This window comes from Oceanisphaera arctica, assembly GCF_002936955.1.
In the GTDB taxonomy this organism is placed as follows: domain Bacteria; phylum Pseudomonadota; class Gammaproteobacteria; order Enterobacterales; family Aeromonadaceae; genus Oceanimonas; species Oceanimonas arctica.
Window position 1 is genome coordinate 1 of sequence record NZ_MPZM01000025.1, and the last position, 23,406, is coordinate 23,406.

Sequence of the window (23,406 nt, forward strand, 5' to 3'; positions counted from 1 at the left end):
CGGAAATGCCATCCATGGCATTTCACGGTCGGTGGAAGCAATCCCTGCTGCCTCTTCTTAACGCCTGAGTTGGCTGCTGGTAGCGCGAACAGGAATATCTGAGTTTCAGGGTCTGTTCAGCCGTTCCACTGTTTGCTCAGCCAGTCGGCCACATCCCGATCCTGCTCGCTCAGCGGCTGCAGCCAGGCGCAGTCCGCATAATGCTGAAAGCACAGAAATAATCGGCTCTCTTCAAAACTGACCAGCCACTGGTAATAGTCGGCCCCCTGCTCCCGCTCGAGCAGGTCGAGATCCAGCTCCTTGATCAGTGTCTCGGCCCAGGCAGGAAAGTTTTCCATGGTCAGCGGTGTGTCGGTGTTGAGCATCGTCATCGTCATCATCAGGAACTGCAGGAAATACAGAGTGACTCGGCCCATTCCGGGGCCGGCATGGCGTAATGGTCCAGCTCGGGCTGCTCGTCGAAGGGCCGGGCCAGCAACATCAGCAGACGGTCGGCCTCGCTCATGTCGCCCTGCTCCGCCCGCTCGATGGCCTGCTGGGCCAGATGGTTGCGCAGTATGTATTTGGGATTGACCGCATTCATCTGTCCGGCTTTTTCGGCCTGGGGCTTGCCCTCCCGTGCCAGCCGAGCCTGATAACGGCCAAACCAGTCGTTCCAGGCCTCGGGCGTGCTCAGCAGGGCCAGCAGGCTATCGGGCACAGGGCCGGTTGATGCCTGCTGTGCCAGGCGGCGGAACCAGCAACTGTAATCCACCTTCTGGGCCGCCATCAGATCAAACATGTCCCGGAACAGGGCCGGATCCTCGTCTTCCCAGGCCTCCAGCCCCAGCTTCTGTCGCATTCCTTCGGAATAGGTCGACATCAACCGGTACTCGTATTTACCCAGCGCCAGCTGCAACGCTTCCAGCTCGATCACCCCGGACAGAGACTGGGCCAGCCGTTGCAGGTTCCAGTTGCCGACCGCCGGCTGTTGATCGTAGGCATAGCGGCCACCCGGATCCGAATGGTTGCAGATATGGTCTGGATCGTAGGCATCGAGAAAACCGTAAGGGCCATAATCCAGGGTCAGGCCCAGCATCGACATGTTGTCGGTGTTCATCACCCCGTGACAGAAGCCTACCAGCTGCCACTGGGCAATCATCGTCGCCGTCTTTTCTACCACCCGCTCGAACAGCGCCGTGTAACCGGCCTGATCTTTAGTGAGATCGGCCCACTGGGTGTCGATCAGGTAGTCAAGCAGGGTGGGGATCCGCTCCGCCTTGCCGCTGTAATAGAAATACTCGAAATGGCCGAAACGCAGATGGCTGGGGGCAGCCCGCAGCACGGCGGCACCCGGCTCGACCCGCTCCCGGTATACCGGCTCTTCGCTGCCCACCAGGCTCAGCGCCCGGGTGGTAGCGATGCCAAGATGGTGCATGGCCTCGGAGGCCAGATATTCGCGCAGAGAGGAGCGCAACACGGCCCGGCCGTCGCCGAAGCGGGAATACGGCGTCTTGCCGGCCCCCTTGAGATGCAGATCCCAGCGGCTGCCATTCGGCGCCACCACTTCGCCCAGCAGCAGAGCGCGGCCATCGCCCAGCTGCGGGCTGAAACCGCCAAACTGATGCCCCGCATACACCTGGGCAAAGGGTTCCATTTCCGGCAACAATTGGTTGCCGCTGGTCAGATCCCGCCACTGCGGCTCGGACAGCGCCATGCCCAGCTCGTCGGCCAGATCACGGTTCAGTAACAGCAGTCGGGGCGATGACAGGGGGGTTGGTTCGACCCGGGCACCGGCCCAGTCAAACCTTGCATATAAATTGTTTAACGTCATATATTCCATCCTGTGGTCGTCGACCGCATTTTCTTTTTGACCATGGCTTACTTTATACTGCTTTGGCCAAATAAATAGCGATTCCTGCGTACTGGGGTACAGTAGTCGGGTGTCGATGGCGAGACAGCCTGTGCGGCCCCGACCGCCGCCCGAACATCGGCAACCGCTGTTTAACGAAGCTCGGAAGCAATTTATCTATCTAACAATAACGGAGTTCACTCATGAAAAAATTGATGACAGCCGCCGCTGCCCTGGCCCTGCTCAGCGCCCCTGCCTTCGCCGCCGGTGATGCCGAAGCCGGCAAGGCCAAGTCTGCCGTTTGTGCCGCCTGCCATGGCGCCGAAGGCATTTCCGCCATGGACATCTACCCGAACCTGGCCAGTCAGAAAGCCGCCTATCTGGTTACCCAGCTGCAGCACTTCCGCGACGGCGAGCGCAGCAACCCCATCATGGCCCCCATGGCCAAGCCGCTGTCCGATCAGGACATCGAAGATCTGGCCGCCTACTACTCCGGCCTGTAAGAGATCCGGGTTCGCCCTTGGCGGACCCGAGGGTGTGTTTCGGCACACCCTAGTCCTGCTGGCGCAACAGTGCCAGAAAAGCCGCGCCATAGCGTTCCAGCTTGCGCTGACCCACACCATTGATACCCAGCAGCTCCGGCTCAGTCTTGGGCCGATAACGGGCCAGCTCGGTCAGGGTTGCATCGCTGAACACCACATAGGGCGGAACATCGGCCTCCACTGCCAGCTGCTTGCGCAGTTGTCGTAGTTCCTTGAACAAGGCCCTGTCTTCGGCCCGGCTCAGCACCGCCTCCCCCTTGTCTTTCTGCTTTACCCTGACCAGCCGGGGTTCCGCCAGCTGCAAACCGGCCTCACCGCGCAGCACGGGTCGCGCCGCCTCGGTCAGCTGCAGCACCATGTTGCGGGTGATGTTCTGAGTCAGCAGCCCCGAATGAATCAACTGGCGAATGACGCTGACCCAGTGTTCCTGACTCTTGTCTTTGCCGAGCCCATAGGTGGACAGTTTGTCGTGGCCATGTTCACGAATACGCTGGGTGTCCGCGCCCCGCAACACCTCCACCACATAGATGACGCCGAAGTGCTGGCCCACCCGATAAACGCAGGACAGCGCCTTTTGCGCATCTTCGGTGCCATCGTAGCTTTTCGGTGGATCCAGGCAGATATCGCAGTTACCGCAGGGTTCGCGCTGGTATTCACCGAAGTAGTTGAGCAGCACCTGACGCCGGCAGGTCAGCGACTCGGCGAACGCCGCCATCACGTTGAGCTTGTACAGCTCTACCTGCACCTGCTTTTCGTTGTCGCTGTTTTCCAGCAAGCGCCGCACCCGGCCCACATCGCCCGGATCGTAGAGCAGCAGCGCTTCTGCCGGCAGGCCGTCACGGCCGCCGCGGCCGGTTTCCTGATAGTAGGACTCGATATTCTTGGGGATGTCGTAGTGCACCACGTAACGCACATTGGGCTTGTCGATACCCATGCCGAAGGCGACGGTGGCCACCACTATGTCCAGATCGTCGCGGATAAACCGCTCCTGTACCGACTGACGCAGCTCCAGCGGCAATCCCGCATGATAACTGGCCGCCTTGTGGCCCCGGGCCAGCAGCCGTTCGGCCACCTCTTCCACCCGCTTGCGGCTGGAACAATAGACGATGCCGCAGTGACCCGGTTGCTCGGCCACGTAACGCAACAGCTGATCGATACCCTTGAATTTATCCACCAGGGTGTAGCGAATATTGGGCCGGTCGAAGCTGGAGATATGAATAAGGGGATCGGTCAGGCTCAACCGGCTCAGCATGTCCTGCCGGGTGGCCTCGTCGGCAGTCGCGGTCAGCGCCATCACCGGAATATGGGGAAACCACTGTTTGAGTCGCCCCAGGGCGGCGTATTCTGGCCGGAAGTCATGACCCCACTGGGAAATACAATGGGCCTCGTCGATGGCGAACAGCCCCAGCTCCAGCTCGCCGATCCGCTCCATGAATTCGTGTTGCAGCAGCCGTTCCGGCGACACATAAACCAGCTTGAGCTCACCCCGGCGCATGGCCGTGAAGTGACGCAGCATCTCTTCCCGGCTCAGCGAGCTGTTGATATAGACCGCCGCCACCCCGTTGGCCACCAGGGTATCCACCTGATCCTTCATCAACGAGATCAGCGGCGACACCACTATGGTCAGGCCGGGGCGCAACAGGGCGGGAATCTGGTAACAGATGGACTTGCCGCCGCCGGTGGGCTTGATCACCAGGGCGTCGCGCCCGGCAATCACGGTGTCGATGATCTCCTGCTGGCCGTCACGAAAGCTCTGGTAGCCGAACACCTGCTGCAACACCGCAAGCGGTGTGTCGGGAATGGGAACGGAATCAGGTTCTTCGGTAAAGGAGTTCATCTCGGCCTGCAGGGGTAAAAGCGAAGGAGCATTGTAAAGCAGAGCCCGACAACAATAAACCGGACTGGGCCAAGGGCATGACCGATCCCCTTCACCGGCAAGGTGTGTAGCCATACGAAACCAAACTAATTCCAGGCCATAGTGACATTTGCTGCTGGTCAGCTTTGGCATCTTGTCGTTACACTGGACCTTTCACCTATTACCAGATTTCTGACCATGGAAAAAGACCAGTCTACCCAGGGCGCTCTGTTTGCGCTCGGGGCGTATTTCCTGTGGGGTATCGCCCCCATATATTTCAAGCAGCTGATGCATGTACCGGCCTACGAGATCCTCAGCCATCGGGTGATCTGGTCCTTCCTGCTGCTGCTGGCGCTGATAAGTGGACTCGGCTACTGGCCGCGAGTTCGGGCCATGTTGCGCGAACCCAAACACCTGCTGATGCTGGTCATATCGTCGACCATCATAGGACTTAACTGGCTGGTGTTTATCTGGGCGGTGAATAACGACCACATGCTGGATGCCAGCCTGGGCTACTACATCAATCCGCTGTTCAATATCGTGCTGGCCATGCTGTTTCTTGGCGAACGCTTTCGGCCCATGCAATGGCTGGCTGTGGGGCTGGCGGGCAGCGGCGTGGTGATACAGCTTCTGGTATTCGGCAGCCTGCCCTGGGTGGCGCTGGTGCTGGCCATTTCCTTCGGTTGCTATGGCCTGATCCGCAAGAAGGTACCGGTAGATCCCTTTACCGGCCTGATGCTGGAAACCCTGGTGCTGCTCCCCGTCGCCGCCATCTATCTATGGGGTTTTGCCGACAGCGCCACCAGCCAGATGAGCAGTAATTCGCTGAACACCAACCTCTGGCTGATTGCCGCGGGGGTGGTAACCACGGCGCCGCTGCTGCTGTTTGCCGGTGCCGCCAAACGGCTCAAGCTGTCTACCCTCGGCTTCTTCCAGTATCTGGGCCCCAGCCTGATGTTTCTGTTGGCGGTACTGCTCTACGACGAACCCTTCACCCAGGACAAGGTCATCACCTTTACGCTTATCTGGGTGGCATTGGTGATCTACACACTGGACGGGGTCAGACAGCGAAGACGGTTCAAGCGGCGTGAGGCGTGAGGCAAACACCTGACGGCTGACCGCTTATAGCTTACGACCTGTCTCTTAGTCACAAATCAACGTGTGGAATCAAGAGGCAACAGGGTTGCCTCCTCCGACAGGCTGCAAGCACATCCCTGTGACGCTCGGTAAATGCCATCCCTGGCCATTTGACGGTCGGATGAGGCAATCCCCGCTGCCTCTTCTTTACGCCCGAGTTAACTGTTGGCATCACAAGCAGGCGACGCCGGATCGTCAAGAAGGACAAAGGGATCTGCTCAGCCGACCATCCGCGTCACGGATGGCGCGGTTGAGCCTACAGGGATGTATTTACGGCGAGTCGGCGGAGCGGGCCCTTTGTCCGATTTTCTATGAGCACTTGTCACCAGAAATCAACAAAAACTTGTGACTAAAAGACAAGCTTACGACTGACAGCTGCCTTTTAAAGCGCTTCCAATCGAGCGTAGGAGGTGACCAGCCACTTGCTGCCGCCGTCATCGAAGTTGACCTGCACCCGACTCTGGGCGCCGGCACCTTCGAAGTTGAGCACTATGCCCTCGCCAAATTTGGGGTGTAATACCCGCTGTCCCAGGCGGAAGCCGGTTTCGTTGAAGGTATCCTGCACCCGGTTCTGACTGAAGCGACCGTTGGGGATGGCACGACTGACCGTGGCCTTGAGCCGGATTTCTTCCAGACAGTCGGCGGGTAGCTCCTTGATGAAGCGGCTGGGCCGGTGGAACATTTCCCGGCCGTAGAGGCGGCGGCTCTCGGCGTGGCTGATATAGAGCTTGCTCATGGCCCGGGTCATGCCCACGTAGGCCAGACGCCGCTCCTCTTCCAGCCGTTGGCTTTCTTCCGCCGACTGCTGGCTGGGGAACATGCCCTCTTCCACCCCCACCATGAACACCAGCGGGAATTCCAGGCCCTTGGCCGAGTGCAGCGTCATCAGCTGTACCGCATCATCGAACTGATCCGCCTGGCTCTCGCCCGCCTCCAGGGCGGCGTGAGACAGAAAGGCCGACAGCAATGGCATATCGTCGTCTTCGGACGGGGTGAACTGGCGGGTGGCGCTGACCAGTTCTTCCAGGTTTTCTACCCGGGCCTGGGCTTTTTCGCCTTTTTCGGCCTGATACATGGCCTTGAGCCCGGACAGCTCGATCACCCTGTCGGTCTGCACATGCAGCGGCAGCTCGCGGGTCTCGTCTTCCAGCTGGTTGATCAGCGCCAGAAAGCGGCTCACCGCCGAGGCCGCTCGGCCGGTGAGCACTTTTTCTTCCACTAGCGCCCAGGCCGACTGCCACAGGGTGACCTGCCGCTCCCGGGCCGCCTGGCGCACCAGGCCCAGGGTCCGTTCGCCGATGCCACGGGTGGGTGTATTGACGATACGCTCGAACGCCGCCTCGTCGCCCCTGTTATTCATCAGCCGCAGATAACCCAGCGCATCCTTGATTTCCTGCCGATCGAAGAAGCGCAGGCCGCCATAGATACGGTAAGGCAGTCGCGCCTGGATCAGCGCCTCTTCCAGCACGCGGGACTGGGCGTTGTTGCGATACAGAATCGCCGCTTCGCTCAAACTGCCGTCCTGCTGCCGCCATTGCTTGATGCGCTCGACCACGAAGCGGGCTTCGTCCACCTCGTTGAAGGCGCCATAGAGGGCGATGGGCTCACCTTCGGCACCTTCGGTCCACAGTTCCTTGCCCATGCGCTCGGCATTGTTGGCAATCAGGGTGTTGGCGGCCTTGAGGATGGTGCCGGTAGAGCGGTAGTTCTGCTCCAGGCGTATGGTGTCGGCACCGGGAAAGTCGCGCAGGAAGCGAGCTATATTCTCCACCCGGGCGCCGCGCCAGCCGTAGATGGACTGATCGTCGTCACCCACTATCATGACCCGGGCCTGCTGGCCCGCCAGCATCTGCAACCAGGCGTATTGAATGCTGTTGGTATCCTGAAATTCGTCCACCAGAATATGGCGGAACCGGTCCTGATAGTGGGCCAGAATATGGGGTTTATACAGCCACAGTTCGTGGGCGCGCAGTAACAGCTCGGCAAAGTCCACCAACCCGGCCCGGTCACAGGTGTCCTGATACACCTGATAGATCCGCTGATAGGTCTGCTGCAGCGGATCGTTGAGCACCTGAATGTCTTTCGGGCGAAGGCCTTCGTCTTTGCGGGCATTGATGAAGCCGGCAGCCTGACGCGGCGGCCACTGTTTTTCATCCAGATTCATGCCCTTGAGGATACGCTTGAGCAGTCGCAGCTGGTCGTCCGAGTCCAGGATCTGAAAATCCTGCGGCAGGTTGGCATCCAGATGATGGGCCCGCAGCAGCCGGTGCGCCAGACCGTGGAAGGTACCGAGCCAGAGCCCGAACAGCCGACCGCCGAGCAACTGCTCGACCCGACCGCGCATTTCCGCCGAGGCCTTGTTGGTAAAGGTCACCGCCAGAATGGCCGACGCTGGCACCTGTTCCACCTGCATCAGCCAGGCGATGCGATGCACCAGCACCCGGGTCTTGCCACTGCCGGCACCGGCCAGCACCAGCATATTCTGGGCGGGAGCGGCGACCGCGTCCCTTTGCTTGTCGTTCATGCCGTCAAGCAGGCTGGATACATCCATTACAACTCCTGGGAATATTTACAGTATGGAGGCGATTATAACAGCTCCAGCATTTGCTCCAACCGCTCCAGGGCGACATGAGGCAAACAGCGCAGATCCGACTCGGTCCGGCCATTGTCGTTGAGCCATATCGCCTGACAGCCGCTGTGCACGGCGCCAGCTACGTCGGTGTTGATGTGATCGCCGATATGCAGAATCTCCGCCAGGCTCACGCCGGTCCGAACCGCCAGCCGATGAAACATATCCGGTGCCGGTTTCATCCGGCCATCGGTACCGGCCCTGAGCACGATATCGAAATAAGGTGCCAGCTCGGTGCTCTCAATCGGCAGGTTGCCGTTGGTGATCACCGTCAGCCGATATTTTTCTCCCAGAGCCGACAACACCCTGTGGGTCGCCTCCGGCACCGTGATTTTACCGCGTTGCTCCAGAAAGCCCCGATAAAACTTCTCAGCCATAGCCGTCGCCCGCGCTTCATCCAGCCCCTGTTGCCGCAGGCCTTCGCTCAGCACCCGCAGGCGGCAGGCACTCACGTCGTGGCTCAGTTCGGGTTGCTCCAGCAAGATCCGGCGTTTGATCGCCGCCAGGTTTTCCTTGCCGAGCAGGGTGGATTCCGGATGATGCTGCTTGAGTGCATCCAGCAACCAGGCTTCCGCCGCCGCTATCACCGGCACGTTGTCGTACAGGGTATCGTCCAGATCGAAGCTGATGACCTTGACGGGGGTAAGTCGTTTATAAAAGCGCATGGGCATCTCTCTAAAATCTGTAGCCCGGCAGTAACAGGCACAGCACACCGACTCGCAGCATAGAATGCCACCTTCACTTGTTCCCTGCTGCGAACTTTCACAGGAAGTTCGGTCAGGCAACAAGCTTGGTACTCGCGAGAAAACTCGCCCATCTATGCTCGACGACAGCATCCCTGCTGTCGACGGTCGGCTTAGCTGTATCCTGCAACTGCCCGGTTGAATCGTTCGCCAGATCGACCATAGCGTCGTCCGGCACATTTATTAAATTTTGATGCTCGATGTCGTCAGGCACTCGAAATTGATGACTCAGGAATCCGACAGAGGACAAAGGGATCTGCTCGGCCGACCATCTGACCGCCATGGATGGCGGGAATGCCTGGACGGCAGGAGCATTTCCTGGCCGCGCCACGGACGGCGCGGCTGAGCCCCCAGGGAGGGGTTTACGGCGTGTCGGCTGAGCGGGCCCTTTGTCCGACTTTCGCCCCTGAATATCCAGGCGTCAGACGTCTTCATCCTTGCTGCGTTTGGCTCTGGGGTGGGCCTGATCATAGGCCTTGGCCAGATGCTGAAAATCCAGATGGGTATAGATCTGGGTGGTGGCCAGATCCGCATGGCCCAGCAGCTCCTGCACCGCCCGCAGGTCGCCGCTCGACTCCAGCATGTGGGTCGCAAAGGAATGACGCAGCTTGTGCGGATGAATATGGCTCGACAGCGCCTGCTTGCCGCCCCATTGGGCCAGCCGCAACTGAACGCTGCGATGACTGATGCGCCGCTGTCGCTGGCTGACAAACAGTGCCGGCTCGTCGGGGCCTGCCAGGCCGCCGCGTACCTTGAGCCACTTGTCCAGCCACTCCAGCGCCATACGCCCCACCGGCAGTATGCGTTCCTTGTTGCCCTTGCCGATCACCCGCACCTGACGTTCGGCAAACTGAATGTCCCCCAGGTTCAGGTTCACCAGCTCGGCCAGCCGCAGGCCGGAAGAATACATCAGCTCCATGATGGCCCGGTCACGCACCGCCAGCGGATCCGTCTCGTCGATGTTCATCAGCTGATGCAGCTCGTCCACGTCCAGGTTTTTGGGCAGGGGGCGGCCCTGCTTGGGCGCGCTGACGCCCCGGGCGGGATTGGCCTGCAGCAGGCCTTGCATAATAAGCCAGTCGCAGAAGCTGCGCAGGCTGCTGAGCTTGGTGGCGATGGAGCGCGGCGACAGTCCGCCCTTATGCATGCGCGTGGCCAGGCCACGCACATGGCTGACCGTGAGCGCCGGCCAGCCGTCGAGCGACAATTCGGCCAGCTGCCCGGCCATGGCGTTGAGGTGACGGCCATAGCCGTCGCGGGTATGCACGCTCAACTGGCGCTCTACCCGCAGGTATTCGAGAAAGTCGGTAATGGCCGGGGTCAGCTCAGCGGTCGTCATCGGCCACTTGAACCTGTGACACCAGCTTGGGAAGTAACAGCGCGAGAATATCGGCCAGTTGGCGGATCAGCAGAGTATCCATACCCGAGCGATAATGACCGCTGTCGATACTGCCAAACGCCAGCAGGCCCATATCACCACGGCTGCCCAGACGGATCAGGGCGCAGGAATTCACCATCGCGTCCTGGAACAGATGATGCTTCTCATCCTTGCCGAGCCGACCCAGGTACACATCCTGGCTCGCCATCCGTTCGCGATAGAGCCGCTCCAGTTGCTCTCCGGCCGGGCTTTGCTCGCCCGGATAGGTGCGCGGATCCAGCACCAGCCGCAGCCCGGAGATGCGTAATTGCTCTTGCAGAGTGCGGCGCATGCACAGCTCCAGCTCGCTCACACTGGTGCATTCGAACAATCGGGGCATCAAGTCCATATAGACCCGAAAGATACGCTCGTTTTCTCCGGCCACCGTCATCAGCCCGGTGATTTCATCTTCCAGCTCATAGATACGCTGGCGCTGACGATCCAGCTTCACTTCCACCAGCGACACGCTGCCACGCTGTGCGTGAGGCAGTCGCAGCTGCTCCAGAAGGGTGCGATGCCGGTCGAAAAAATGGGGCCGGGCTGTCAGATAATCGGCAATCTGGCTGTCGTTCAGGCCCGTTTTCACACACTGGCTACTCTCGTTTACGTTATCGGTCATAGGTTGATCTGCCCGTCAAACACATGTTCCGCCGGGCCTGTCATGTACACCGGCTTGCCCGGCCCCTTCCAGGCGATACTGAGGTTACCGCCGGGCAGCTGTACCTGAACCCGGTCCGCCAACTTGCCCCAGCTCATGCCCATGACCGCCGCCGCACAGGCGCCAGTGCCGCAGGCCAGGGTTTCCCCCGCGCCGCGCTCATGCACCCGCAGCTTGATCTCGCGGGCATTGAGGATCTGCATGAAACCGACGTTGACCCGGGACGGAAAGCGCTCGTGATTTTCCAGCTCGGGGCCCAGGGTAGCGACCAGATCGGTGTTTATATCGTCCACTTCCAGCACGCAGTGCGGGTTGCCCATGGACACGGCACCACAGAGCACCGTCTGCTGCTCGGCCCGCACCAGATAGGTTTTCTCCGCCTTCTGGGCCTTGAACGGAATCCTGGCCGGGTCAAACTCGGGCACGCCCATGTTGACCGTGACCTGATTGTCTTTCTCGAGCTGTAGCACTATGTTGCCTTTCTGGGTGCTGACGCTGATCCTGTCTTTGTGGGTCAGCCCCTTCAGCCGCACGAAACGGGCGAAGCAGCGAGCGCCGTTGCCGCACTGCTCCACCTCGGAGCCGTCGGCGTTGAAGATGCGATAGTGAAAGTCGAGGTCCGGATCATAGGGCGGCTCCACCAGCAGCAGCTGGTCGAAGCCGATACCAAAATGACGATCGGCCAGCTGCCGGATCACCTCGGGATTGAAAAATACCTTTTGGGTGACGCCATCGACCACCATAAAGTCGTTGCCGAGCCCCTGCATCTTGGAAAACTGGATCACGTTCACCCCTCAGGATTCGGGCAACAGGCTTTCGCCCCGCCACAAATCGGCCAGTTGCTCACGCTCACGTACCACCAGAGCCTGATCCCCGTCCACCATTACCTCGGCGGCCCGCGGGCGACTGTTGTAGTTGGACGCCATCACAAAGCCATAGGCGCCGGCAGAACGTACCGCCAGCAGGTCACCTTCGGTGATCGCAAGCTCCCTGTCCTTGCCGATGAAGTCGCCGGTTTCACACACCGGGCCTACCACGTCATAGACGGCGGTCTGCCGTTCCAGGGTCTTGTCCAGCGGAATAATGGCCTGCCAGGCGCTGTACAGAGCCGGGCGGATCAAGTCGTTCATGGCCGCATCGACGATGGCAAAGTTCTTGGCTTCGCCGGGCTTCAGATGCTCCACCCGGGTCAGCAGCACACCGGCGTTGGCGGCAATGGCCCGGCCCGGTTCAAACACCAGGGTCAGGTTGCGATCCTGCAGGCGCGCCTTGAGCTGTTCGGCATAGCTGCTGGGCTCGGGTGGCGTTTCCTGATCGTAACGCACGCCCAGGCCACCGCCCACATCCAGATGACGGATCTGGATGCCGTCTTCGGCCAAGGCATCGATCAGCGCCAACAGCTTGTCTACCGCTTCCAGGAAGGGCGACAGCTCGGTCAGCTGAGAGCCGATATGGCAGTCTACCCCGTGAATATCGAGGTGCTCCATGTTCGCCGCCTGACGATAAATGTTCTGGGCCTGCTCGATGGGAATGCCGAACTTGTTTTCCTTCAGCCCGGTGGAGATGTAGGGGTGGGTACCGGCATCGATGTCCGGATTTACCCGAATGGAGATGGGCGCCTTGCGGCCCATCTCACCCGCTATCTGGTTGATGCGTGCCAGCTCGGCCACCGATTCCACGTTGAAGCAGAAGATGTTCTGCTCCAGGGCGAAGCGGATTTCATCGACTCGTTTGCCGACGCCGGAAAACACCACCTTGCCCGGGTCGCCACCGGCGGCCAGCACGCGGCACAGCTCACCCTTTGACACTATATCGAAGCCGGAGCCCAGCCGGGCCAGCACGTTGAGCACCGCCAGGTTGGAGTTGGCCTTCACTGCGTAACAGATCAGATGGTTTACATCACCGGCGGCCTCGTCGAAGGCTTTCCAGTGACGTTCCAGGGTGGCTCGGGAATAGACATAGAGCGGGGTGCCGTGTTGCTCGGCCAGACGATTGAGATCGCAGGCTTCACCGTAAAGGCGGCCATCGTCCTGATAATTAAAATAATCCAAGATATTTTCCTTTACGACTGCTCAACCTGGGGTTGCTTTTGCTCGGTGTCCGGCAGGGTCAGCGGGCCTTTCAGGCCGCATGCCGCCAGACTCAGGCACAGGGCAACCAGCGCGGTTAGCTTGAATATGTTCATAGGATGACTGTGAATATGTTTCCAGGCTCTTATAATCGCATTCACATTCTCAAAAGCAATAGGAAGCGGGCGATGAAAGACAGTGAGTTCCATGCCTTGGCGGATGCCATTTACCAGCATATTGAAGAGTGCATAGATAGAAGCGGGGTCGATATCGACTGCGAAACCATCGGCGGCGTCATGACGCTGACCTTCGAGAACAACATCAAGTTCGTGATCAACCGCCAGGAGCCGCTACATCAGATCTGGCTGGCCACCCGGGAAAACGGCCATCACTTCGCCCTGCAGGGCGACAAGTGGATCGACAATCGTCAGGGCGTTGAACTGCTGAGCTGGCTCAGCCTGCAGGCACAACGCCAGGGGGAAACCGAACTCGCGCTCTAACTGGCAGGGCAGGGCCGGGAGTCGTCTCTGTCTTCCTTGACGGTTCTGTAGGGCAGCACGCGCTGTTGCCCGTCTTTCGCCACGATTTCGTAATACTGCGGCAGGTTGAAATGGGCAAAATGGCTCTGTCCGGCCACCTGCTGGTCGGAGGTATAGAAGCGGTTGATGCTCTGCACCAGTTCGTCCTTGCTGCCGGCCACCTGGCGGTAAACCTCGACACGATTGGCCTCATCGAGAATATAGAGGTTGTAGTCCTCGCCGCTGTCTTCGAAGAAGAACTGCATCAGTCCCTCACTGGCATAGACATCCACGACTTCCGGTACCGGTTTGCCTTCCTGCTGATCCAGACGCAACGTCTTATGGGTCGGCTTCTGCCGAGGCACCGGGTCACTGATGGCACCTTTTCGCTGTTGCACGCTGACCCCGCGCCGTTCGAAGAAGATACTGTATTCTTCGCTGCCCAGTAACAGTGTCTTGACGGTGCTGCCCTGCTCCTTGGCCAGCCGCAGGCCGATACATTCATTGATCAGTTGTTCGAACCGGGTGCGGATCAGGCTGCGGAAATTCCGGCTGTAACAGAACACCTGCAGGCTTTCGGGTGCATTGGCCCCCTGATGCATCTTGCCGAGAATGGTGGTCAGAGCGTCCACCACCGCCGTGGGGCCGTTAAAGTGCAGGGTGCGTATTTCGTCCCAGGAGTTGCGATAGAGCAGATCCAGCGAGCCCACCAGATTTTCCAACTGCTGGCCGAAGCTGAAGGGATCGCTGGTCCTGGCGTTGAACTCGATGGGCCTGCCGTGCCAGTGAGCGGTGGGATCCTGCTCCAGATTGAGGAAGATGCCGAGCTGGCGTACCTCGCAGGGCCGGCTCAGAGACAGGTTACTGGGTGATGGCGTACGAACCGGGAAGAGTCGCGCCAAATCGCCGCAGTACTCCTGCAAATGCCGTTGGCTGACATCGGTATTCTGGTTGAACAGATGCAGCCGGGTATCCGTCACCAGCAGGCCGTTGAAGTGGGCCCAAGCGATCAGCTTGCCTGCATAACCGCTGTATTCAAGCTGGCTGCGCCCTATGATATCGGCGGGTGTCAGACCATATTTGTACAGGTACCAGCCGGCCTTGTTGAGCCGCCCTTCCGGCACCTGCACCAGGCTGATATCCGGCTCGCCCAGATCCGGCGCTATATGCAGGTTAATCAGCTGCACCTTGCCCGGCAGGTTTTCGAAGGCCGCATACAGCTTGCGCGACAGAATACCGATGTCTTCCGGGTTGATCGACTCGCTGATATTGTTACGCCGGGCAAACTGGATCAGATTGCGATAGCTCTGCATCAGCGCTTCCAGCAGCTCGCCGTAGGCAGACTTGACCTCTTCCACCTTCCAGTTGGCCCTGTCGTTCAGCAAGGCGACTTTTTCCGTTGACCAACCCCAGGCCAACACCAGTTGATTGATGCGGGTTCGCCGCCAGCTATCCTGGTCCTGATCGTCGCAGTCCTGGCTCAGATCCAGCCCTTCCGACACCTTGAGATAAAAACAACGCCGCACCAGATCGAGCCGTTTGTCATCACCGATGGACTTGAGATATCCGGTCACCTTTTCCAGCATCAGCATATAGTGATCCTGACGCTCATCGAGCCGTTCGGCGGTGTGGAAGTGCCCCTTTAGATGACGGCAGAGCAGCTTGGTGTCCGGATATTCGTGGGAGTAGGCTTCCATCAACACCGTTTTCAGCACCGCCTTGTAAGGCGAGTCGATACTTTTGTACAGCTGCCACAGGGCCGAGCCGAAATATTCCTCCGCCGGTATGCGGTCAAAGCCGCCCAGATCCAGCCATTCGTCGGTATTGAGGGTGCCCTTGGCAAACTGCTCGGCCACAAAACGATCGTATTGGGGCCCGAGCTTGCCCGGCGCAAACATCCACACCAGCTTCTTGCCGGCAATGCGCAGGTGGCTGCGATAAAACTCGTCCAGCAACAGCAGGTGCTGGGCGCTGCCACAGCTTTCGCCTTCGACCAGCTGTTGATTGTCGGTACGGAACTTGTTGTCCGGGATCAGGAACAGATTGAGCTCAACCTGCCGCTGCTCCGCCCACTGGGAAATCAGCAGGCATTTCTGCTGCAGCCAGGCGACCCGCTCCGGCTCCATCCTGTGGGAATAACAGACCCAGACATCCAGATCGGAATGGCGGCTCTGGCCGATGGAGGAGGTGCTGCCCATGGAATAGAGGCCAAAGATTTCGTTCTGACCGTGCTCCAGACCCTGATGACCGTTGGCAGCCTGGCAGAGTTCATCGATAAACTGCTGCTGACGTTGATTGGGCAGGAAATGACACACACCCGCAGGCACATCACCCGGCACATAGCCCGGCAACAGGGGGTGGTGATAGTGCAACAGCACCGGCAGTAACTGAAAGACCTGCTGGCCGTAACGGCTCATTACCGCCAGGGCTCGAGCCTGTTTCTGCTGGTTAAACTGCTCACATCGCTCGACGAGCCGGTGAAAATTCGCGTGCAAGGGTTCAGGCCTTTGGTGGACCGACACAGACCCGGAAAGGTCAAAAGTGTGATCATGGTAACAATTCGCAGATAGATGAACAATATGTGGCAATACACATTTCGGCAACATGCCGCCGAGCCGGTGTTCCCCCCTGTAAAGCGCCGACAGGAATGATAGTATCGGCGTATTAATGGACACAAAGACGAGATTCAAATGGCAAATCGCATCATCCGCATCGCCACCCGCAAGAGCCTGCTGGCGCTGTGGCAGGCCCATTATGTCAAAGCCCGGCTGGAGCAGCTGCACCCCCATATCGGTGTCGAGCTGGTGCCGATGACCACTCAGGGTGACATTATGCTCGACACCCCCCTGTCCAAGATTGGCGGCAAGGGGCTCTTCATCAAGGAGCTGGAGCAGGCCATGCTGGACGGCCGTGCCGATATCGCCGTGCATTCGATGAAAGACGTGCCGGTGGAATTTCCCGAGGGCCTGGGCCTGACCGTGATCTGCGAGCGGGAAGACCCGCGTGATGCCTTTGTTTCCAATCACTATACCCACCTCGAGCAACTGCCGGCCGGCGCCGTGGTCGGCACCGCCAGCCTGCGTCGGGAATGCCAGATCCGCGCCCGCTACCCGCATCTTGAGGTCAAGACCCTGCGCGGCAACGTACAAACCCGACTGCGCAAGCTGGATGAAGGTCAGTACGATGCCATCATCCTCGCCGCCGCCGGCCTCAAGCGACTGGAGCTGGACGATCGTATCGCCGGCCTGATGAGCCCGGAAGACAGCCTGCCAGCCAACGGCCAGGGCGCCGTGGGGATAGAGTGTCGGCTGGATGATGCCGAACTGCTCGAACTGCTGGCGCCGCTCGATCACCATGACACCCGGCTGCGGGTGGTCGCGGAGCGTGCCATGAACCACGGCCTGCAGGGCGGCTGTCAGGTGCCTATCGGCTCCTATGCCGAGCTGCAGGGCGATAATGTCTGGCTGCGCGGCCTGGTCGGCCGCCCCGATGGCAGCCAGATCATCTTCGACGAAGTCACGGGTCCCGCCAGTCAGGGCGAAGCCCTGGGTGCCGAGCTGGCCAAACGCCTGCTGGCCCGGGGCGCGGACCAGATACTGGATGAGGTTTATCGGTCATGACGCCGCTGGTAGTTCGCGCCGAACCGCAGGCCGCCAGCCTGAGCCAGGCCCTGCAGGCCGCTGGACACCAGCCGGTGACCAGCCCGCTGCTGAGTTTTGTGGCCGGCGCCGAACTCGACCGGCTGCCCGCCCTGCTTGGCGGCCTGTCGGCCCGGGATTATGTGATAGCGGTCAGCGTACAGGCGGTCCATTTCGCCGATAATGCATTGAAACAACAGGGTCATGGCTGGCCGAAGGCCAACTATATTGCCGTGGGCGACGCCACCGGCAAGGCCTTTGCCGCCGTGGATGTTCCCGGGGTAACCGTGCCCGAAGACCCCCGCTCCGAAGGCATTATTTCACTGCCGGGCTTACAGCAGCTGGCGGGCCGCCGGGTGGTGATTTTACGTGGCAACGGCGGTCGTCATCTGATCGCCCCCACCCTGATGCAAAGAGGGGCCCTGGTCGATTATTGCGAAGTCTACCGCCGCTGTTATCATCAAGATTCGAGCGGCGCCTTGGTGAAAAGCTGGCAGAGCCAGGACGTGGACAGTATTATCATCACCAGTGGCGGCCTGCTGCATCACATTGTTCAGCTGGCCGCCTATAGCGCAAGGGACTGGCTGCTAAGCCGTTTATTGATTGTTCCCAGCATCCGGGTCGCCCTCGAGGCCAAGGAGCTGGGCTTCACTCAGGTCATTAATGCAGAAGGTGCATCCAATCAGGCACTGATTGCCGCTCTGGATGAGAGGAAACGGAATGACAGACAAGACTGACAATAAACAAGAAAATCAGAACACGGCGGTCGCCGGCGAGGTTGATGCCGGCGTGACCAGCGAAAAACAGCAGGCGGCGCCGTCTGCTACGCCTCCTGAACTGGAACAGAAAGAGCCTGAACAGAAAAAAGCCTCTTCGTCCGGCAAGATACTGGCCATTATCGCTATCATCATCGCCATCGTGCTGGCGGCGATTCTGTACTGGCACGGTCATAACCAGGCACTGGCTCAGACCGAACAACTGAACCGGATGCAGGCCGAGCTGCAACAGCAGCAGAGCCGTATCGAGCAGGCCGAGGCCACGCAGAGCAGCAAGCTGGCCGCCGTGGTAAGCAACCAGAACAGCACCAGCGAACAACTCGAGGGACTGTCGCACAAGGTGCTGGATCTGGACAGCAAACGCCCCAACGACTGGATGCTGGCAGAAGCCGAATATCTGGTGCGCATGGCCGGTCGCAAGCTCTGGCTGGAGCAGGATGCCGTTTCCGCCGCCATGATGCTGGCCAACGCCGACGAACGGCTGGCCGCGCTCAACGATCCCAGCCTGACCCCGGTGCGCCGCGCATTGGCGGACGATATCGCCAGCATCAAGTCGGTGAAAAGCGTCGATCGGGAAGGCCTGGTGATCAAGCTCAACAGCATCAATGATCAGGTCGACAAGCTCACCCTGGCCGGTGTCATCATGGCCCGGGCCGAAGAGCCGGATTTCTCCCTGTCCGAATCGGTCAGCGACTGGAAGGAAAACCTGAAGAAAAGCTGGGCCAGCTTCAGCGATGATTTCGTGACCGTGCGCCGTCGCGACGGCAACGTGGAAGCGCTGCTGTCACCGCAGCAACACTGGTATCTGAGCGAAAATCTCAAGGGCAAGCTGTTGCAGGCTCAGCTGGCGGTTTATCGCGAGCAGCAGGACATCTACGACAGCTCTCTGGCCCAGACCAAACAATGGCTACAGGACTATTTTGCCGACGACAGCGTACGCCAGTTCATGCTGGAACAGCTCGAGCAGCTTGATGGTCAGCAGATCAAGGTGGACTATCCCGAGCAATTCAGCGCTCAGGAACGCCTGCAGCAACTACTGGATGACAGGCTGCAACGCCTGCTAACCGGCCTGTAAGGGGGAGTCCATGATACGTCTTGCCATTATCATCGTCATTCTGGTCGCCGGCCTGGTCATAGGTCCGGATATCACTGGCCAACAGGGTTATGTGCTGGTGGCCGCCGGTGACTACACCATCGAAACCACCGCCACCGTCTTTCTGGTCGCCGTGGTGCTCTTCTATGTGTTGCTGCTGTTTGTCGAGTGGCTGCTGGGTCGCATCTTTGGCCTGAGCCATCGCACCCGCAGCTGGTTTGCCGGCCGCCGTCGTCGCAAGGCTCTGAGTTACACCCAGAGCGGCATGCAGGCGCTGGTGGCGGAAGACTATGCCACTGCCGAGAAGATGCTGCTCAAGGGCACCAAGGGCAACGATCAGGCCCTGCTCAACTACCTGAATGCGGCCACCGCCGCCCAGGCTCTGGGCCACGAAGAAAAGCGCGACGACTATTTGCGCCAGGCCCATGAGCAGAGCCCGGGCGCCGGCCTGGCGGTCGGTCTTACTCAGGCCCGACTGCAGTATCAGCAGGGCCAGCTTGAACAGGCCCTGTCCGGTGTACGCCAGCTGGAAAAAGAGTACGGCAGCCAGCCTGCCCTGCTCAAGCTGCAGAAAGACGTCTATTTCGCCACTGGTGAATGGTCATCTTTGCTGGAAACCCTGGACGCTCTGGCCAGTCAGGGGCTGATCGAAGCCGACGAGCAGCAGTTGCTCAAGCAGCAGGCTTATGCCGGCTGGTTTGACAGCACCGCCAATGCCGATGGCAGCGAGGGGCTGATTGCCCTGTGGCAGGGCCTGCCACGCAAGGAAAAATACCAGGCCGAGATTCTGGCCCCGCTGTGCGATCGGCTGATCGGGCTCAAAGCCCACAAGGAAGCCCAGCAGCTGCTGCTGGAAGGCCTGAACAAGAAAACCGATCCACTACTGCTGGCCTGCATGACCCGATTGCAGCTGAGCGATTATCACCCGCTGCTGACGGTGCTGGAGAAGAAGGCGAAACAAGAAACCCTGCCCGAGCTGCACTCCACCCTGGGCCAGCTGTATCTGAAAGACAGCAAGCCGAAAGAAGCGGAAGCGCATCTGCAGCAGGCGGTGGCACTCAAGCCATCCGCCGGCGACTATGTGCTGCTGGCCGGTCTGGCAGAGAAGCGCAAGGATCTGGCCAAGGCGAACAACTACTATCGCCACAGCCTGGCGCTGGCTCCCTGAGCCGGTATTGATCAAGATGACAAAAGGAGCCGAAAGGCTCCTTTTTTGTGCTTAACACTTACTTAATTAAGTATCTGGGCCTAAGTCCAGAGGCAACCGAATTACCTCCACCGACACGCTGTAAATACATCCCTGTACGCTCTACCGCTTCATCCCTGAAGCGGAAGGTCGGCAGAGGCAAACCCGGTTTCCTCTTCCTGAGCACCGAGTTATCTGAAGACTGCGCCAGCAGACTACTCTGGCTCATCAAGGAGGACAAAGGGATCTGCTCCGCCGACCATCACATGACAGGGCCGAAAAGTGCTCCTGCTATTTCGGCATTCCCGCCGTCCCAGGCGATCAGATGTCATGTGCTGAGCGCAGAGGGGCGCGCTTGTCTCGCCGTGACGAACGGTTTCAGCCTGACCGCACATCCAGTGAATGTTCGCAGTGGGCTGAAACGGTGAGTGTCATTTACCTGAGCGAGTCGGCAGAGCGGGCCCTTTGTCCGATGCGAGACGATAGGCCTTGGGCTTGACCAAACAAGAAAAAAGGAGCCTTTCGGCTCCTTTTGTCAGTCCTTGTACAGCTTGATCAGGGTCGCAGGGTCTCGCTCCAGATACCCCTTGCTACCGTGCTGTCGCATCAGCTGGGCGGCCAGCCCCGACATCGGCGTGGCGCTGCCCTCACGCAGGCTCTGGGCCACTGCCATGTCCAGATCCTTGAGCAGGGTGCGTACATGCCACTTGGGATCCGGATCGGATTCATCGGCCATCAGAGGGCCGGTGATCTGCATCGGCTTGGAGTCGGCGAAACCGCCGGCCAGCGCCTCGGGGATTTTGTCCGCATCTACGCCGCAGGCCTTGGCCAGCGCCATCATTTCCGCCAGTACCATCAGGTTGCAGCCGACGATCATCTGATTACAGACCTTGGTGACCTGACCGGCACCAACAGGGCCCATGTGGGTGGCGCGCTGTGACAGCGGCGCCAGCACTGGCCGAATACGCTCTATGTCGGCGGCGTCGCCACCACACATGATGGCCAGGCTCCCCGCCTCGGCGCCGGCAACACCACCGGATACCGGCGAGTCGACCCACCCCATGCCACACTGGGCCTTGAGCCGGGCAGCAAAGTCCCGGGTCGCTTCCGGATCCGAGCTGGAAAAGTCCACCAGCAGCTGATCTGCCCGACCGTGGCCGGCCACACCACCGGCGCCGAGCACCACCTCTTCTACCACGGCGGTATTGGCCAGGCACAGCAGCACCAGATCCACCTGCTCAACCAGCTCGCCGATGCTGCTCGCCACGGTAGCACCCGCGGCTTTCACTTCGGCCAGCTTGTCTGAGCTACGGTTCCATACCGACACCTCAAAACCGGCCTGCAGCAAACGCTGCGTCATCGGCTTGCCCATCAGTCCTATTCCGATAAAGCCCAGTTTCATTAATATTTCTCCCTGTTGGTCGTATATTTAGTCTGGTAACACGTACTGCCTTGTTACCTGATTGAACACAAGCCGAGTCTGTCGGTATGTTATCCCAAGTATCGCAACGACGACACCAACCGCATGGCTTAAGATCCCGCGCCTCAGCACCCAGACCAAGCTCGTCAGCCATCGGGCCGGTGAGACTGAAAACCGAATTAAAACGAATTTTTTGCCAGAATTGCGGCCCAGCGCCTAGACGGTTTTTTTTCACTACGATATAATCGGCACAGGGCACAGCTGGTGGTTCGAAAAGTCTGTTTTTTCAGGCCTTTGAGTTCCTCAAATTGGCATACACACCCAGAGACGTTCGTCTCCGCCCTAATCTGTATACGAATTTTATCTGCATCAGTTTTGCATTTTACAAGCAATCAATGCTCGCAAGCTGATAACCGGCGCCGGCTGACAAGCCGACTCCGTCAACCTGACCGTACCTGCGCACGTAGACGTTCGAGATCATTCTGCTATCTTCAGCTTATAGCCCTGCCTGTCAGGAAAATCGGCTGATGGATCAGCGGAGGTACTGCGTTGGGCTCATAAAAAAGGTGTTCGATGGCATGACGACTCTTTCCTCTATACCCGTAAAAAAACGGGCAGTCGTGGATTCTGGGCATCGCTTTGATGCCGGCCGCCACTGGGCGGCCTCTTTAACACTGGGTTTTGGTACCCGCACGGACGGTGATGCCACCATCACCAGCATGATCAAAGCCCACCATTTTGGGCCCTTGCGCGTGCAGAGGCCATTTTATCCGGAAGGCCGCGACGGCTGTTGTCATGTGTATCTGTTGCACCCACCTGGTGGCCTGGTCAGTGGCGATGCGCTCAGCGTTGATGTCACCGTGGCGGCAGGCGCTCATGCTCTGTTAACCACACCTTCCGCCAACAAACTCTACAAAGCCGACAGTAACAGCGTCGCCTGGACTCAGCACACTCATCTGAAAGTGGCTGATGGCGCTACGCTGGAATGGTTGCCTCAGGAAACCCTGGCGTTCGACGGCTCCCGTGGCGAGCAAACGTTCATTATCGAGCTGGAAGACAACGCCAAATGCCTGGGCTGGGAAATCCTTGGCCTCGGCCGCCCCGCCAGCGTGCTGCCGTTCGTCAACGGCCACCTCGAACAACGCTTCCAGGTTACCCGTAATGGCCGCCCCTTGTGGTTGGAGCGCCAGTCTCTGGACCCCAGTCATCGCCGCTTCACCGGTAAATGGGGGCAGGGCGGTGCCACCGTACACGCTACCTTGTGGGCGATTGGCCTGGCCGATCCCGCTGAAGCCGTCGAAGCGCTGCGTGCACAGCTGCCCGCCAACTGTCGCTGGGCGGTGACTTATCGCCGTGGCGTGCTGCTGGTTCGCTACCTCGGCCATGAACGCAACGAAGTATGGGATTTGTTTCAACAGGCGCGAGTCATTCTGCGCCCGCGGCTGACTGGGCACGAGGCCACTGTGCCCCGGATCTGGCTGACCTGATTATTCACGCCAAAGCACCCGCTTTGGCGACGACCAACGCCTATGCGTATGAACAGCATGGGCCATCAATATACAACGTCGACGACTAACGGAGTTAGCGATGGAATTAACGCCAAGAGATAAAGACAAGTTGCTGTTATTTACCGCCGGGCTACTGGCTGAGCGCCGCAAGGCCAAAGGCCTCAAGCTGAATTACCCTGAATCGATTGCGCTGATCAGTTGCGTCATTATGGAAGGTGCCCGCGAAGGCCGCACCGTGGCGGACATGATGAGTGCCGGCCGTGAAATACTGACCCGTGACGATGTTATGGACGGCGTGGCCGAGATGATCCAGGACGTTCAGATCGAAGCAACCTTTCCCGACGGTACCAAGCTGGTCACCGTTCATCACCCCATTGTCTGAGGAA

The 23,406-nt window shown here is 59.6% G+C and carries 21 protein-coding genes; 9 read left to right on the forward strand and 12 right to left on the reverse strand.

The window, feature by feature from the left end; all coding sequences use genetic code 11:
* Positions 1 to 116: 116 nt before the first annotated feature.
* Positions 117 to 380 (reverse strand): DUF3630 family protein, encoded by a 264-nt coding sequence (locus UN63_RS11260; protein WP_229793581.1) that lies wholly within the window; start codon positions 378 to 380, stop codon positions 117 to 119.
* Positions 380 to 1,813, reverse strand: coding sequence for a protein adenylyltransferase SelO (locus UN63_RS11265; RefSeq protein WP_104486851.1), 1,434 nt, complete (start codon positions 1,811 to 1,813; stop codon positions 380 to 382). The genes UN63_RS11260 and UN63_RS11265 overlap by 1 nt, the downstream gene beginning before the upstream one ends.
* Positions 1,814 to 2,034: 221 nt before the next feature.
* Here UN63_RS11265 and UN63_RS11270 point away from each other — a divergent pair, with 221 nt between their 5' ends.
* Positions 2,035 to 2,334, forward strand: coding sequence for a c-type cytochrome (locus UN63_RS11270; protein ID WP_104486852.1), 300 nt, complete (start codon positions 2,035 to 2,037; stop codon positions 2,332 to 2,334).
* Between the two features lie 49 nt (positions 2,335 to 2,383).
* On the opposite strand, the gene recQ is transcribed toward UN63_RS11270, so the two are convergent.
* Positions 2,384 to 4,210: a DNA helicase RecQ gene (gene recQ / locus UN63_RS11275; RefSeq protein ID WP_104486853.1), complete on the reverse strand. Its 1,827-nt coding sequence runs from the start codon at positions 4,208 to 4,210 to the stop codon at positions 2,384 to 2,386.
* 216 nt (positions 4,211 to 4,426) lie between these two features.
* Between recQ and rarD the strand changes: the two genes are divergently transcribed.
* Entirely contained in the window at positions 4,427 to 5,326 is a 900-nt protein-coding gene (rarD, locus tag UN63_RS11280; protein WP_104486854.1) for an EamA family transporter RarD, read from the forward strand.
* Between the two features lie 421 nt (positions 5,327 to 5,747).
* Here rarD and uvrD read toward each other — a convergent pair whose 3' ends face one another.
* The 7 genes from uvrD to lptM all read right to left on the reverse strand — a co-directional run bounded on the left by uvrD (position 5,748) and on the right by lptM (position 12,997).
* Positions 5,748 to 7,916: a DNA helicase II gene (gene uvrD / locus UN63_RS11285; RefSeq protein ID WP_104486855.1), complete on the reverse strand. Its 2,169-nt coding sequence runs from the start codon at positions 7,914 to 7,916 to the stop codon at positions 5,748 to 5,750.
* A gap of 35 nt (positions 7,917 to 7,951) precedes the next feature.
* Positions 7,952 to 8,659 carry an HAD-IA family hydrolase gene (locus tag UN63_RS11290; RefSeq protein ID WP_104486856.1) on the reverse strand — a complete coding sequence of 236 codons (708 nt, stop codon included), beginning with the start codon at positions 8,657 to 8,659 and terminating at the stop codon, positions 7,952 to 7,954.
* A gap of 499 nt (positions 8,660 to 9,158) precedes the next feature.
* Entirely contained in the window at positions 9,159 to 10,076 is a 918-nt protein-coding gene (gene xerC, locus UN63_RS11300; protein WP_104486858.1) for a tyrosine recombinase XerC, read from the reverse strand.
* Positions 10,063 to 10,773: a DUF484 family protein gene (locus UN63_RS11305; RefSeq protein ID WP_104486859.1), complete on the reverse strand. Its 711-nt coding sequence runs from the start codon at positions 10,771 to 10,773 to the stop codon at positions 10,063 to 10,065. The genes xerC and UN63_RS11305 overlap by 14 nt, the downstream gene beginning before the upstream one ends.
* A complete protein-coding gene (gene dapF / locus UN63_RS11310) occupies positions 10,770 to 11,597 on the reverse strand; it encodes a diaminopimelate epimerase (RefSeq protein ID WP_342352436.1) in 828 nt (275 codons plus the stop codon). The genes UN63_RS11305 and dapF overlap by 4 nt, the downstream gene beginning before the upstream one ends.
* 9 nt (positions 11,598 to 11,606) lie before the next feature.
* Complete coding sequence (gene lysA / locus UN63_RS11315) at positions 11,607 to 12,863, reverse strand: diaminopimelate decarboxylase (protein ID WP_104486860.1); 1,257 nt, start codon at positions 12,861 to 12,863, stop codon at positions 11,607 to 11,609.
* Positions 12,864 to 12,874: 11 nt separating this feature from the next.
* Positions 12,875 to 12,997 carry an LPS translocon maturation chaperone LptM gene (gene lptM, locus UN63_RS17090; RefSeq protein ID WP_181068235.1) on the reverse strand — a complete coding sequence of 41 codons (123 nt, stop codon included), beginning with the start codon at positions 12,995 to 12,997 and terminating at the stop codon, positions 12,875 to 12,877.
* Between the two features lie 72 nt (positions 12,998 to 13,069).
* Between lptM and cyaY the strand changes: the two genes are divergently transcribed.
* Positions 13,070 to 13,381: an iron donor protein CyaY gene (gene cyaY, locus UN63_RS11320; RefSeq protein WP_104486861.1), complete on the forward strand. Its 312-nt coding sequence runs from the start codon at positions 13,070 to 13,072 to the stop codon at positions 13,379 to 13,381.
* Here the strand turns inward: cyaY and UN63_RS11325 are convergent.
* On the reverse strand, positions 13,378 to 15,894 hold the full coding sequence (locus tag UN63_RS11325) for a class I adenylate cyclase (RefSeq protein ID WP_229793580.1): 2,517 nt from the start codon (positions 15,892 to 15,894) through the stop codon (positions 13,378 to 13,380). The genes cyaY and UN63_RS11325 overlap by 4 nt on opposite strands.
* A gap of 195 nt (positions 15,895 to 16,089) precedes the next feature.
* Here UN63_RS11325 and hemC point away from each other — a divergent pair, with 195 nt between their 5' ends.
* The 4 genes from hemC to UN63_RS11345 are packed head-to-tail and all read left to right on the forward strand — an operon-like array spanning position 16,090 to position 20,074.
* Positions 16,090 to 17,019, forward strand: coding sequence for a hydroxymethylbilane synthase (gene hemC / locus UN63_RS11330; protein WP_104486863.1), 930 nt, complete (start codon positions 16,090 to 16,092; stop codon positions 17,017 to 17,019).
* Entirely contained in the window at positions 17,016 to 17,774 is a 759-nt protein-coding gene (locus UN63_RS11335) for a uroporphyrinogen-III synthase (protein WP_104486864.1), read from the forward strand. Before hemC ends, UN63_RS11335 begins: the two co-directional genes overlap by 4 nt.
* The gene (locus UN63_RS11340; protein ID WP_104486865.1) at positions 17,758 to 18,888 is read left to right on the forward strand and encodes a uroporphyrinogen-III C-methyltransferase; all 1,131 of its coding nucleotides are present in this window, start codon (positions 17,758 to 17,760) and stop codon (positions 18,886 to 18,888) included. Before UN63_RS11335 ends, UN63_RS11340 begins: the two co-directional genes overlap by 17 nt.
* A gap of 10 nt (positions 18,889 to 18,898) precedes the next feature.
* On the forward strand, positions 18,899 to 20,074 hold the full coding sequence (locus UN63_RS11345) for a heme biosynthesis HemY N-terminal domain-containing protein (protein ID WP_104486866.1): 1,176 nt from the start codon (positions 18,899 to 18,901) through the stop codon (positions 20,072 to 20,074).
* Positions 20,075 to 20,627: 553 nt separating this feature from the next.
* Here the strand turns inward: UN63_RS11345 and UN63_RS11350 are convergent.
* Positions 20,628 to 21,494, reverse strand: coding sequence for an NAD(P)-dependent oxidoreductase (locus tag UN63_RS11350; protein ID WP_104486867.1), 867 nt, complete (start codon positions 21,492 to 21,494; stop codon positions 20,628 to 20,630).
* 638 nt (positions 21,495 to 22,132) lie between these two features.
* Between UN63_RS11350 and UN63_RS11360 the strand changes: the two genes are divergently transcribed.
* Together UN63_RS11360 and ureA are read left to right on the forward strand one after the other, a co-directional pair.
* Positions 22,133 to 22,999: an urease accessory protein UreD gene (locus UN63_RS11360; protein ID WP_219821152.1), complete on the forward strand. Its 867-nt coding sequence runs from the start codon at positions 22,133 to 22,135 to the stop codon at positions 22,997 to 22,999.
* A 100-nt stretch (positions 23,000 to 23,099) separates the two neighbouring features.
* Entirely contained in the window at positions 23,100 to 23,402 is a 303-nt protein-coding gene (gene ureA / locus UN63_RS11365) for an urease subunit gamma (protein WP_104486868.1), read from the forward strand.
* Positions 23,403 to 23,406: the final 4 nt, after the last annotated feature.

Coding starts and splice junctions, on each gene's coding strand:
- UN63_RS11260 (WP_229793581.1), bottom strand. CDS start 380: ATGATGACGATGACGATGCTCAACACCGACACACCGCTGACCATGGAA.
- UN63_RS11265 (WP_104486851.1), bottom strand. CDS start 1,813: ATGACGTTAAACAATTTATATGCAAGGTTTGACTGGGCCGGTGCCCGG.
- UN63_RS11270 (WP_104486852.1), top strand. CDS start 2,035: ATGAAAAAATTGATGACAGCCGCCGCTGCCCTGGCCCTGCTCAGCGCC.
- recQ (WP_104486853.1), bottom strand. CDS start 4,210: ATGAACTCCTTTACCGAAGAACCTGATTCCGTTCCCATTCCCGACACA.
- rarD (WP_104486854.1), top strand. CDS start 4,427: ATGGAAAAAGACCAGTCTACCCAGGGCGCTCTGTTTGCGCTCGGGGCG.
- uvrD (WP_104486855.1), bottom strand. CDS start 7,916: ATGGATGTATCCAGCCTGCTTGACGGCATGAACGACAAGCAAAGGGAC.
- UN63_RS11290 (WP_104486856.1), bottom strand. CDS start 8,659: ATGCGCTTTTATAAACGACTTACCCCCGTCAAGGTCATCAGCTTCGAT.
- xerC (WP_104486858.1), bottom strand. CDS start 10,076: ATGACGACCGCTGAGCTGACCCCGGCCATTACCGACTTTCTCGAATAC.
- UN63_RS11305 (WP_104486859.1), bottom strand. CDS start 10,773: ATGACCGATAACGTAAACGAGAGTAGCCAGTGTGTGAAAACGGGCCTG.
- lptM (WP_181068235.1), bottom strand. CDS start 12,997: ATGAACATATTCAAGCTAACCGCGCTGGTTGCCCTGTGCCTGAGTCTG.
- cyaY (WP_104486861.1), top strand. CDS start 13,070: ATGAAAGACAGTGAGTTCCATGCCTTGGCGGATGCCATTTACCAGCAT.
- hemC (WP_104486863.1), top strand. CDS start 16,090: ATGGCAAATCGCATCATCCGCATCGCCACCCGCAAGAGCCTGCTGGCG.
- UN63_RS11335 (WP_104486864.1), top strand. CDS start 17,016: ATGACGCCGCTGGTAGTTCGCGCCGAACCGCAGGCCGCCAGCCTGAGC.
- UN63_RS11340 (WP_104486865.1), top strand. CDS start 17,758: ATGACAGACAAGACTGACAATAAACAAGAAAATCAGAACACGGCGGTC.
- UN63_RS11345 (WP_104486866.1), top strand. CDS start 18,899: ATGATACGTCTTGCCATTATCATCGTCATTCTGGTCGCCGGCCTGGTC.
- UN63_RS11350 (WP_104486867.1), bottom strand. CDS start 21,494: ATGAAACTGGGCTTTATCGGAATAGGACTGATGGGCAAGCCGATGACG.
- ureA (WP_104486868.1), top strand. CDS start 23,100: ATGGAATTAACGCCAAGAGATAAAGACAAGTTGCTGTTATTTACCGCC.